The organism is Mycolicibacterium sphagni, from assembly GCF_002250655.1.
Taxonomy (GTDB): Bacteria; Actinomycetota; Actinomycetes; order Mycobacteriales; family Mycobacteriaceae; genus Mycobacterium; species Mycobacterium sphagni.
Window position 1 is genome coordinate 394,160 of record NZ_NOZR01000001.1, and the last position, 10,974, is coordinate 405,133.

Genomic DNA, 10,974 nt, shown 5'->3' on the forward strand with positions numbered 1-10,974 from the left:
GGTGCACAGCTTCCTCTCATGAAGCATTGGTAGACACGTGTCATGAGCGGCGGAACCGCTCGCGCGGCAGCGAACAGCCCCGCGCGAATCCTCCTCGTCGAGGATGCCGAGACGATCCGCGTCGCTGTCGAATCGGCACTGACCGCCGCCGGACATCGCGTCCTGGCCAGGCCCGACGGCGGGGATCTCGAACGTGACCTCGTTGGGTTCCGCCCCGATGTCGTCATACTCGACGTGATGCTGCCCGGCCGCGACGGGTTCACCCTGCTGAATATCGTGCGCTCGCGGTCCAAGGCCGGTCTGGTCATCATGACCGCCCGGGATGGCGTCGACGACAGGCTGCGGGGCCTGACCTCCGGCGCCGACGACTACGTGGTGAAGCCATTCATATTGGCGGAGCTGGTCGCCCGGGTGAATGCATTGTTGCGTCGGCTGGGGCGGCTACCGACGGTGATCACCGTCGCCGACCTCGTTGTCGACCCGCAGGCAGTCATCGCGCGGCGCGGTGACAGTGATATCGCCTTGACCGCCACCGAATTCCGGCTGTTGCACTACTTCGCCGAAAACCGCGGGACGGTGTTGAGCAAGACCCAGATTCTGACTGCCATCTGGGGTTTCGATGCCTACGATCCAAACCTGGTCGAGGTCAACATCAGTGCCCTGCGGCGCAAGCTCGACGCGCACGGTCCGCGGATCCTCCATACCGTTCGCGGGATCGGGTACGTGTTGCGGGACGGATCACATTGAGACTGAGAGAATCTCGGCCATCCACGGTGTCGCTCAGCCGACGCGTCACGCTGGCGACATTGGTGGTGTTCGTTGTCGTTCTGGCGGCGGTGGTGGGGATCGTCTATGCCGCGATGTCGGTCGTTGTGGATCGCTCGGTCGGTGCCATTCTGACCGAACATGCGCAATTCGCCCGGCAACTCGCAGCCCATGACACGGCGCCTCAGCAATTGGTCGCGCGGTTGCAGTCCGCCACGGTGCGAACGCGGCTGGAGCTCACCGACGGCCGCGTGCTAGGTGGGCTGGACAATCGGCCGCTGCACGACAGCACCGCCCGGACCCGGACTATCACCCTGACCGCCCCGCATTCGGCAGTCAACGGCGCCCGGCTGACCCTGCAGGTGGATGCGCCGCTGATCGCGCAAGTGCGCTCTCGCGTGGTACGGATCCTGCTGGTTGTGGCTCTCGTCGCGGTGTTGGTTGTGTTGGTCGTCGTGCCGCTGACGGCGCGCTTCGCGCTGGCGCCGCTGGACCGGCTGGTCGCGCTGGCGCGCAGCATCACTGCCGGACGCCGTGGCGAGCGACTCAAACTGGATCACCGCAGTGAGCTGGGCCGTGCCGCGGAGGCCTTCGACGAGATGCTCGATGCGTTGGAAGGCGCCGAGCAGCGGGCCAGGGACTCTGAACTCGCCCTGAGACAATTCATCGGCGACGCGGCACATGAGTTGCGCACGCCGATCGCCGGGATCGCCGCGGCGACCGAAGCCGTGCTCGCCCAGGCCGACGAGAACCCCGACCCGCAGCGGCAACGTCTCCTGCTCGCCCTGGGTCGAGAAGCGCATCACGCCGGCCGTCTGGTCGAAGACCTGCTGGATGTGGCGCGTATCGACACCGGCCTGCGCCTGGCGTGCGAGCCGACTGACGTACGGCAGATCTGCCTGCAACAAGCTGAGCGGGTGTCGATTTCGCTGCATATACCGGTACTGGTCGACGGTCCGAGCATGATCGCATGGGCCGACCCCGCCAGGATCGGTCAGGTGATGGCGAATCTGTTCAACAATGCGTGTGCGGTGACACCACCTGGAAAGTCGGTGCACACGCTGATATCCAGCCTCGGTGACGCCATCACTGTTGTCGTGCACGACGAAGGTCCTGGTGTTCCCGCCGCGGATCGGGAGCGGATCTTCGAGCGCCTGGTCCGGTTGGATACCGGACGCAACAACGGGGGTGGCAGCGGACTGGGTCTGACGATCGCCCGCGGCATCGCGCGCGCACACGGCGGCGAGCTCACGTGCCGGCGCTCCGAACCCGGCACGCTGGGCGCGACATTCGAGCTGACGCTGCCCGCGTATTCGCCGGCGACCTCGGTCGCCGGCTGAAGATCGCTACTGCGCGCCCGCCTGGATCCCTTGGTTGACCTGGTCGATCGCCTGCTGCACCAAGCTGATGGCGTCGACGCGATGCCCGGCCTTGTCTGGAATGGCCAACTGCAGCTCGTTCAACGCGGACTGCAGGCTGTCGCGCGCATTGAGCATGTGGGTCTGCACGGCGAATGCGGTTCCCGCACCCAGCAGGCTGAATCCCACGGCCGCGGCGATGGTGCCGATGATCAGTCGAAGTCGTGAAATGTACATGGCCGCTGAATCCTTTCGTCCCCGAGAATGCCACTGGCATTGCGGGATCCGACGGTAGCGCGTTTTCCGGAGGCGGCGGCGATATCGTCCCTGATCTTCAGCAAACCTTCACCTTGTCCTACCCCGTCAAGATCGGTCGCAACGTGTCCAGCACGGCCGGATCCTCGATGGTCGACGGCATCGGCTCGTCCTTGCCGTGCGCGATACCCCGCATCGTCTTGCGCAGGATCTTCCCCGAGCGGGTCTTCGGCAGCGCGGGCACCACGTCGACAAGCCGGAAGCACGCCACCGCACCGATCTCGCCCCGCACCGCGGCCACCAACTCCTCGGCCAGGCCGTCGGCCGACGCCCCCGCCTTCAGCACGACGAAGCCGCGCGGCACCTGCCCCTTGATCTCGTCGGCCACCCCGATCACCGCGCACTCGGCCACCGCAGGGTGCGCCGCCAGCACCGCCTCGATCGATCCCGTCGACAACCGGTGTCCCGCAACGTTGATCACGTCATCGATTCGGCCCATCACGAACAGATAGCCATCGGAGTCCAGATAGCCGCCGTCGCCGGTCAGATAGAAGCCGGGGTGTTCGCGCAGATACGACGACTTATAGCGGGCATCGTCGCCCCACAATGTCGGCAGGGTTCCCGGCGGCAGCGGCAGCCTGATACAGATATCGCCCTCCTCGCCTGGTCCGCACGGCGTGCCGTCGACCCGCAGGATCTGTACGTCGTAGCCTGGCATCGGCACTGTCGGGGAACCGGCCTTGAGCGGAAGGTGTTGTACTCCCATCGGATTGGCGGCGATCGCCCATCCGGTCTCGGTCTGCCACCAGTGGTCCACGACGGGGACGCCGAGTGTGGCCGATGCCCAGGCGTACGTGTCCGGGTCGAGTCGCTCGCCGGCCTGGAACAGATACCTCAACGCCGACAGGTCGTAGCGGCCGACATGTGAAGCCTCCGGATCTTCCTTGCGAATCGCCCGGATCGCGGTCGGTGCGGTGAACAGCGCCTTCACGCCGTGTTCGGCGGCGACCCGCCAGAATGCACCGGGATCCGGTGTGCCGATGGGCTTTCCCTCGTAGAGCACGGTCGTGGCGCCGGCGAACAATGGTCCGTAGACGATGTACGAGTGGCCAACTACCCACCCGACATCAGAGGCCGCCCAGAACACGTCACCCGGGTCGATGTCGTAGATGTGCCGCATGCTCCACAGCAGCGCGACCGCGTGGCCGCCGTTGTCGCGGACGATGCCCTTGGGCTTACCTGTCGTCCCGGACGTGTAGAGCACGTAGAGCGGATCGGTGGCCGCCACCGGCACCGGGTCGGCGGGCGCGGCGTCGGCCATCACGTCGGCCCAGTCGACGTCCCGGCCGTCGACCAGATCGCAGCGGTGCCGATCACGCTGGACCATCACGCAGGCGGCAGGCTTGTGCGAGGCCAATTCCAGTGCGTGGTCGAGCATCGGTTTGTACTCCACCACCCGGGTCGGCTCGATACCGCACGACGCCGAGACGATCACCACCGGTTGCGCGTCATCGATGCGGGTGGCCAGCTCATGCGCGGCGAACCCGCCGAACACCACCGAGTGCACCGCACCCAGTCGGGCGCACGCCAGCATCGCGATCACCGCTTCGGGGATCATCGGCATGTACAGGACCACTCGGTCACCCTTGCCGACACCCAAGCCGCGCAGCGCACCGGCGAAACACGCTGTCTCCGAGAGTAATTCACGGTAAGTGTAGCTGCGCTTGATTCCGGTGACGGGGGAGTCGTAGATCAGGGCGGCCTGGTCGCCGCGTTCGTCGATGTGCCGGTCCAGCGCGTTGGCGCAGGTGTTCAGCGCGGCGTCGGGAAACCAGCGGTAGAACGGCGGGTTGGTGTCGTCGAGGATGCGCTGCGGTGCGCGGGTCCAGCACACGGCGCGCGCGGCCTGCGCCCAGAACTGCGCTGGGTCAGCGACACTGGCGTCGAACAGTTCGCGGTATGCGTCCATGCGAGCACGGTAGCGCGGGGAGGGGCCGATCAGGACAGGGCGGCGAGATTCTCCACCGACTTCTGAACTTCGCCTTCCAGTACGCGGGCGACGAACTTGCCGACCGGGCCATTCATCAGTCCACCGGAGATGTCCGCGCGAAGGCGAAAGCAGCTTCCCGGATGCTCGTCCTGCACCCGCATCGTGATCCCGATCCCGATGCCGCCGCGGCCCCGGCCCTTCAGTTCGATCTTGCGCGGAGCGTCGTAGTTGGTGACGTTCCAATGAATGGTGTTGCGGAAGCCTTTGACCTTTATCAGCGACGACACCTGGGTGCCCTCGCGGATGACCAGGGGCACCGGGCTACGCCACTCACCGAAGATCGTCATCCATTCGTCGAAGCGATGCAGGTTCGAGGCCAGTTCCCACGCATGCTGCGGGGACACAGAAGATGGGACAGCCACGTCGACGGTTGCCATGGCGCCCGGAATACCCGGCGTCGCGGCCAGCTAATCTCCCCTTCATGGCCGCTGTGGAATTCGAAGAACTCGAAGACGGGATCGCCGGGGTCACCCTGAACCGGCCGGAGGTGCTCAACGCGATCGACGGAAGCCTGATCGACGGGCTGGACGCCGTGCTCGACGAGCTGAGTTCGTGGAAGTATCGGGTCGCCATCCTCACCGGAGCGGGCCGGGGATTCTGCGCGGGAGCCGACCTCAGCGGCACCGGGAAGCCGTGGACCGAGCCGGCGGCCGCCCCGTTCAAGACGACATACGACGCTCAGGTCCGGCTGGCTGACCAGCTGACCAGGCTCTATGAGCTGCCCATCCCGGTGGTCGCCGCCGTCAATGGGGTGGCCGTCGGCGGCGGGCTCGCCTACGCGCTGCACTGCGACGTCCGGATCGCGTCTGAAGCGGCGCGCTTCGGATCGGTGTTCATCAAGGCCGGCTTCTCGTCGCTGGACATGGGGACCAGCTATCTGCTGCCCAAGATCGTCGGTGCGGGCGCCGCGCGGGAAATGATGCTGACCGGGCGGATCATCAACGCTGCGGAGGCCTACCGGATCGGCCTGGTGCACGAGGTGGTGGCCGCGGACAAGCTCGCCGATGCCGCCCTGGAAATGGCGCGGACCATCGCCGCCAACAACGCCTTCGGCGTGTGGCAGACCAAGACCGGCTTGAACGCGGCCCTGGACGCACCGAGCCTGCGGCACGCCAAAGAGATCGAGAACCGTACGCAGATCCTCACCGGGTTCACCAACAACCCGCACGAGGCCGCGATGGCGCACCGCGAGAAGCGGGCGCCGAAGTGGGATCCGCTGTAACGCTTAGCTTTTGGTCTCGCTCCTCCTCCGCCTCGTCTCTTGGCGGCATCGTCGGCTCGACTAGACTTTGGCGATGACGTTCTCCGCGAACCATTCCAGGTTGCGGATCTTGGCGTCCAGCGGCTCGCTGTCGGGACCCTTGATGTAGGGGATCCGGAAGCCCACGATCACATCGGTGACGCCCTTGTCTTCCAGGCGCTTGACCCCGTCGACGGTGAACGCGTCAACGGAGATGACATGGATTTGAAAATCGTCGCCAGTGCTGCCTTCTTCTTCCCGGTAGCGGTTCAGCTTGGCCAGCAGTTCGTCGAGATCCTCGGTGCCTCCGCCATGCATCCAGCCGTCGTTGCGTGCGGCCCGGCGAAGGGCGGCGTCGGCGTGCCCGCCGATCAGGATCGGGACCGGCTTCGACGGCGCCGGCGTCATCTTGGTCTTGGGGATGTCGTAGAACTCGCCGTGGAACTCGAAGTAGTCACCGCTGGTCAGGCCCTTGATGATCGCGATGCATTCGTCCATCCGCTTGCCCCGTTTGGCGAACGGCACGCCCATCAGCTCGTAGTCCTCCGGCCACGGGCTGGTGCCCACACCCAAGCCGACCCGGTTGCCGATCAGCGCCGCCAGCGAGCCGGCCTGCTTGGCTACCAGAGCCGGCGGACGGATCGGAAGCTTGAGGACGAAGAAGTTGAAATGCAATTTCGTGGTCACCGCGCCCAGCGCGGCGGTCAGCACGAACGTCTCGATAAATGACTTGCCGTCCAAGAACTCCCGGTTGCCGTCCGGGGTGTAGGGGTAGGTGGAGTCCGATTCGAACGGGTAGGCGACGCTGTCCGGAATCGTCATCGCGTGATAGCCGGCGGCCTCAGCGGCCTTCGCGAGCGGGATGTAGAACGTCGGATCGGTCATCGCCTCGGCGTAGGTGAAACGCATTACTCGATGGTAGAACGCGTTCTACTTTGCTGGCCGCCGAAAGTCGCATCAGGTGGGACTGGAGGACACCTGCCCCCACGTGGCCTTGGCCCCCGAGTCGCCGATCCGGTACACCTGCACGATGGTCGAGACCCCGGCGGCCACCACGAAGACCGCCACGATGACCGAGAGGACCCTCGGCAGGGTTCGTCCGCGGCCCGCCACAACATGCACCACTGCCAGCAGAGCCGCGGCGACCAGCAGCGCCAGCGCAAAGTAGATCATCGTGTCGCCGAGGTGGGCGTGGGCATGCACCGCAGGCGAACGGCCCACCTGATGCTCGAGCCACTCACCGGCGTCGGTGGTCAACGGCGTCACAACCGCGACGACGGCGGACAGCACCACCACCAGCCACACCAGGCGCTCCCGGGCCGCGGGCCACACCGCGCACAGGATGGCGAGCGCGGCTGTCAGCGGGGCCAGGACGACGATGAGATGGACGAGCAGCACATGGGCGGGAAGACCGTTGATCGTCGACACCTGGTACTCCTGACGGGGCGAATGGGCGCAGCCTCCAGTCCGGATACTACCGACTCGCCGTACAAATACCCTTGGATTGCAACGAGATACGGCGCGGCGGTGCGACCCGCTTGCGCACGGGGTGGATAAGCAACTGTGCGACAAGGCATTAGGCATTCCCGGTACTACAGGCACCATCCTGGCCGCGACGACACGCGGGCGGTCGATAGGCTAGCCCATATGCGGTCCATCCACGTCATCGGCATCGGCGCCGGCGATCCCGACTACGTGACGGCCCAGGCGATCCGTGCGCTCAACGACACCGACGTGTTCTTCGCGATGGACAAGGGTGAGGCCAAGAGTGATCTGGTCGCATTGCGGCGAGAGATCTGTGAGCGGTTCATCACCGAGCCGCGTTACCGCTTCGTCGAACTTCCCGACCCGAAACGCGCCGCCGAGGGCGACTACGCCCAGGCCGTCGCCGAGTGGCACTCCGCCCGTGCTCAGCTGTGGGCTCAGGCGATCGAATCCGAGCTGGGGCCCGACGGTGTCGGCGCCTTCCTGGCGTGGGGCGACCCGTCGCTGTACGACAGCACCTTGCGGATTCTCGACGAGGTGTCCCGCCACGTCGAATTCGAATATGACGTGATCCCGGGGATCACCGCGGTGCAGGCTCTCACCGCCCGGCATCGCATTCCGCTCAACGACGTCGGCGAGCCGGTCCTGATCACCACCGGTCGGCAGCTGCGCAGCACTGGTCTCACCGGCTCGGCCGTGGTGATGCTCGACGGCGACTGCTCATTTCTGAGTTGCCCGCCGCAGAGCCGGATTTGGTGGGGTGCTTACCTCGGCACACCTGACGAGCTGTTGATGTCGGGCACCGTCGGCGATTGCGGCGAGCGCATCGCGGCGCTGCGGACCGAGGCCCGGGCGCGGCACGGCTGGATCATGGATATCTATCTCCTGCGGGCGTAGTCGCCCACGCTTCTGCGAAGATCACTCCCATGGCATCGTTTCTCCTGCGCGCCTCGGTCACCGGATTGGCGCTGTGGGTCGTGACGCTGATCGTGCCCGGCATCTACTTCGTCGGCGGCGACACCGGACTGCAGCGGATCGGCATCGTGCTGGTCGTGGCGATCGTCTTCGGCTTGGTCAACGCGATCCTCAAGCCGATCGTGCAGTTCCTGTCGATCCCGCTGTACATCCTCACGCTTGGGCTCATCCACGTTGTCATCAACGCGCTGATGTTGTGGATCACCGCCGGGATCACCGAGCACACCACCCACTGGGGATTGCAGATCAATCAGTTCTGGTGGACCGCTATCTGGGCCGCGATCGTGCTGTCGATCGTCAGCTGGCTGTTCTCCTTGCCGTTCCGCGACCCCGACCGCCGTTGACCTGAATTCGCTGCCAGATTGCCGGGGTACCCTCGCGGCAGTGCAGCCCGAGCTGAATCGGCGGACTTTCGTCGGGGCGTCCATTGCAGTCACTGGTGCGGTCGCCGCCGCCCCGCTGCTGGCGGGATGTGATTCGCCGGAAACCGCCGACAACACCACGCACCTGAGCCTGCGCGTCAACGGCAAGCCCACCGAGTTGAGCGTCGACACTCGAACGTCGCTGCTGGACATGCTGCGTGAAGACCTCGGTCTGACCGGCACCAAGAAGGGCTGCGACCAAGGCGCGTGCGGCGCCTGCACGATCCTGCTCGACGGCAAGCGCATCAATTCCTGCCTGACGCTGGCGGTCATGCACGACGGCGCCGACATCCAGACCATCGAGGGCCTCGCCGACGGTGATCGCCTGCATCCGCTTCAGCAGGCATTCATCGATGCCGACGCCTTCCAGTGCGGATACTGCACGTCGGGCCAGATCATGTCTGGCGTCGGCTGCATCGCCGAGGGTCACACCGGATCCGATGCCGAGATTCGAGAATGGATGAGCGGCAACATCTGCCGGTGCGGCGCGTACACCAACATCGTCGCGGCGGTGTCGAGGGCCGCCAAGGAGGCCTGACCGAGGTGTTGCCGTTCACCTTCAGCCGCGCGACGGACGAGAAGTCCGCACTGGCCGCGGGCCGCTCGGGCGCGCGCTACATCGCCGGTGGCACCACGCTGGTCGACCTGATGCGCGAGACCGTGGAGCACCCCGGCGCCGTCGTCGACATCAACGCCCTGCCCTATCGCGACATCGACCTCGACGGCGGCCGGTTACGGGTCGGGTCCCTGGTGCGGATGACGGATCTGGCCACCCATCCCGGACTGCGGCAGGCATACCCCGTCCTGGCCCAGGCGTTAGAGCTCAGTGCATCCGCGCAGCTGCGCAACATGGCCTCGATCGGCGGCAACCTCATGCAGCGGCCACGATGCCTGTACTTCCGCGACGTCTCGGCGCCCTGCAACCGGCGCAGTCCGGGCAGTGGCTGCGGTGCGATCAGCGGGCTCAATCGCACGCACGCCATTCTCGGCGCCAGCGACCAGTGCGTGGCCACACATCCGTCCGATCTGGCCGTCGCCCTGGTGGCGCTCGACGCGGTGGTGATCGCCCGCGACAGCCGCGGCGATCGCCGCATCCCGGTGGGGCAGTTCTTCCGGCAGCCGGGCTCCACCCCAGATCATGAGCACGACCTGCGTCCCGGTGAGCTCATCGTCGCCGTGGAGGTTCCGGCCGGTCCGGAAATGCGCCGATCGGGATACCTCAAGGTCCGCGATCGCCAGTCCTACGAGTTCGCCCTGGCCTCGGCGGCGGTGGCCCTCGACGTGACGGCCGGGGTAGTGCGGGCGGCGCGGGTGGCGGTCGGCGGGGTGGCCACCGTCCCCTGGCGGCTGCCCGCCGTCGAACAGGCCGTCATCGGTCAGCCGGTGAGTCCGGCGCTGTGGACGGCTGCCGCCGCACACGCCGCCGACGGCGCAAAACCCTTGTCCAACAACGGTTTCAAGCTGGAGCTCATCCGTCGCACAGTCGAGCGTCAACTCGCAGCCGTGGCGGCACTGCGATGACCCGGCCCCTCAAAGCCGCAGCACCCGTCATCGGGCAGCCCATGGCCAGGGTCGACGGGAGGCTGAAAGTCACCGGGCGCGCCCGCTATGCCGCCGACAACCCGGCCCCCGGCCTGGTACACGCCGTGCTGGTGTGCAGCACCGTCGCGGCGGGTACGGTCGACCGGATCGACACCGGTGACGCCGCCAAACAGCCGGGCGTGCTGCGGGTCCTCACCGATTTCACCGGGATCAAGCTGCCGTTCGACACCGGCAAGGTCGCCTTCTTCGGCCAGCCCGTCGCGGTGGTGGTGGCCGCGACTCTGGAGGCGGCGACGCACGGCGCGACGTTGGTGAACGTCCGCTATAGCAGGGCCTCGCAATTGACGGATATCGATGCACCGCAGGCGATTCCGGAGCCAGGCCGGAATCAGAAGGACTACTCGCGCGGCGACCCCGATGCCGCTCTGCGCGCCGCGGCCGTCGTCTCCGACAGCCAGTACAGCATCGCGCGCAACAACCACAATCCGATGGAGCTGCCGGCCACGGTGGCGAGCTGGGACGGCGACCGGCTCACCGTGTGGGACAAGGTGCAGTCGATCGTCTCTGCGCAGGCGGCGCACGCGAAGGCACACGGCATCCCGGTCGAGAACGTCCGGGTGCTCTCGCCGTTCGTGGGCGGTGCGTTCGGCAGTGCCGGGCAGACCTGGCCGCACCAGCTACTCGCCTCGTTCGCCGCTCGGCAGGTCGGCAGGCCGGTGAAACTGGTGCTGACTCGCAAGCAGATGTATAGCGGGATCGGGTATCGGCCCACCAGCAGGCAACGCCTGGCGATCGGGGCTGACAGGGCGGATTCAATCGGTTGTCGCAACACCGGCTTGTTGGAGCAAGAGTAACTGGTCGTTGAAGGCCTCAGCCGGGGTC

12 protein-coding genes and 1 pseudogene are annotated in these 10,974 nt (G+C 66.5%); 8 read left to right on the forward strand and 5 right to left on the reverse strand.

Annotation, left to right across the window (positions count from 1 at the left end):
- Positions 1–42: 42 nt before the first annotated feature.
- Positions 43–747, forward strand: a complete 705-nt coding sequence (locus tag CG716_RS01985; RefSeq protein WP_094475862.1) for a response regulator transcription factor — start codon at positions 43–45, stop codon at positions 745–747.
- Between the two features lie 26 nt (positions 748–773).
- Positions 774–2,105, forward strand: coding sequence for a HAMP domain-containing sensor histidine kinase (locus tag CG716_RS01990; RefSeq protein ID WP_094475864.1), 1,332 nt, complete (start codon positions 774–776; stop codon positions 2,103–2,105).
- A gap of 6 nt (positions 2,106–2,111) precedes the next feature.
- On the opposite strand, the gene CG716_RS01995 is transcribed toward CG716_RS01990, so the two are convergent.
- The 3 genes from CG716_RS01995 to CG716_RS02005 all read right to left on the reverse strand — a co-directional run bounded on the left by CG716_RS01995 (position 2,112) and on the right by CG716_RS02005 (position 4,805).
- Positions 2,112–2,360, reverse strand: a complete 249-nt coding sequence (locus CG716_RS01995; protein ID WP_094475866.1) for a hypothetical protein — start codon at positions 2,358–2,360, stop codon at positions 2,112–2,114.
- Between the two features lie 118 nt (positions 2,361–2,478).
- Positions 2,479–4,347: a propionyl-CoA synthetase gene (locus CG716_RS02000; RefSeq protein WP_094475868.1), complete on the reverse strand. Its 1,869-nt coding sequence runs from the start codon at positions 4,345–4,347 to the stop codon at positions 2,479–2,481.
- 29 nt (positions 4,348–4,376) lie between these two features.
- Entirely contained in the window at positions 4,377–4,805 is a 429-nt protein-coding gene (locus tag CG716_RS02005) for a type II toxin-antitoxin system Rv0910 family toxin (protein ID WP_094475870.1), read from the reverse strand.
- A gap of 53 nt (positions 4,806–4,858) precedes the next feature.
- Here CG716_RS02005 and CG716_RS02010 point away from each other — a divergent pair, with 53 nt between their 5' ends.
- Positions 4,859–5,650, forward strand: a complete 792-nt coding sequence (locus CG716_RS02010) for an enoyl-CoA hydratase/isomerase family protein (RefSeq protein WP_207760553.1) — start codon at positions 4,859–4,861, stop codon at positions 5,648–5,650.
- 60 nt (positions 5,651–5,710) lie between these two features.
- On the opposite strand, the gene CG716_RS02015 is transcribed toward CG716_RS02010, so the two are convergent.
- Positions 5,711–6,577, reverse strand: a complete 867-nt coding sequence (locus CG716_RS02015; RefSeq protein ID WP_094475874.1) for a TIGR03619 family F420-dependent LLM class oxidoreductase — start codon at positions 6,575–6,577, stop codon at positions 5,711–5,713.
- 48 nt (positions 6,578–6,625) lie between these two features.
- Positions 6,626–7,096, reverse strand: a complete 471-nt coding sequence (locus tag CG716_RS02020; RefSeq protein WP_094475876.1) for a DUF2231 domain-containing protein — start codon at positions 7,094–7,096, stop codon at positions 6,626–6,628.
- Between the two features lie 219 nt (positions 7,097–7,315).
- Between CG716_RS02020 and cobF the strand changes: the two genes are divergently transcribed.
- From cobF to CG716_RS02045, 5 genes and pseudogenes are all read left to right on the forward strand, one after another.
- A complete protein-coding gene (cobF, locus tag CG716_RS02025; RefSeq protein WP_094475878.1) occupies positions 7,316–8,050 on the forward strand; it encodes a precorrin-6A synthase (deacetylating) in 735 nt (244 codons plus the stop codon).
- A 29-nt stretch (positions 8,051–8,079) separates the two neighbouring features.
- The gene (locus CG716_RS02030) at positions 8,080–8,472 is read left to right on the forward strand and encodes a phage holin family protein (RefSeq protein WP_094475880.1); all 393 of its coding nucleotides are present in this window, start codon (positions 8,080–8,082) and stop codon (positions 8,470–8,472) included.
- A gap of 163 nt (positions 8,473–8,635) precedes the next feature.
- Positions 8,636–9,088 (forward strand): (2Fe-2S)-binding protein, encoded by a 453-nt coding sequence (locus tag CG716_RS02035; protein WP_410431438.1) that lies wholly within the window; start codon positions 8,636–8,638, stop codon positions 9,086–9,088.
- A 5-nt stretch (positions 9,089–9,093) separates the two neighbouring features.
- A complete protein-coding gene (locus CG716_RS02040; RefSeq protein ID WP_094475882.1) occupies positions 9,094–10,071 on the forward strand; it encodes an FAD binding domain-containing protein in 978 nt (325 codons plus the stop codon).
- Positions 10,068–10,895, forward strand: a pseudogene (locus CG716_RS02045) (xanthine dehydrogenase family protein molybdopterin-binding subunit); the annotation flags it as partial. The gene CG716_RS02040 and the pseudogene CG716_RS02045, both read left to right, overlap by 4 nt.
- Between the last annotated feature and the right edge of the window lie 79 nt (positions 10,896–10,974).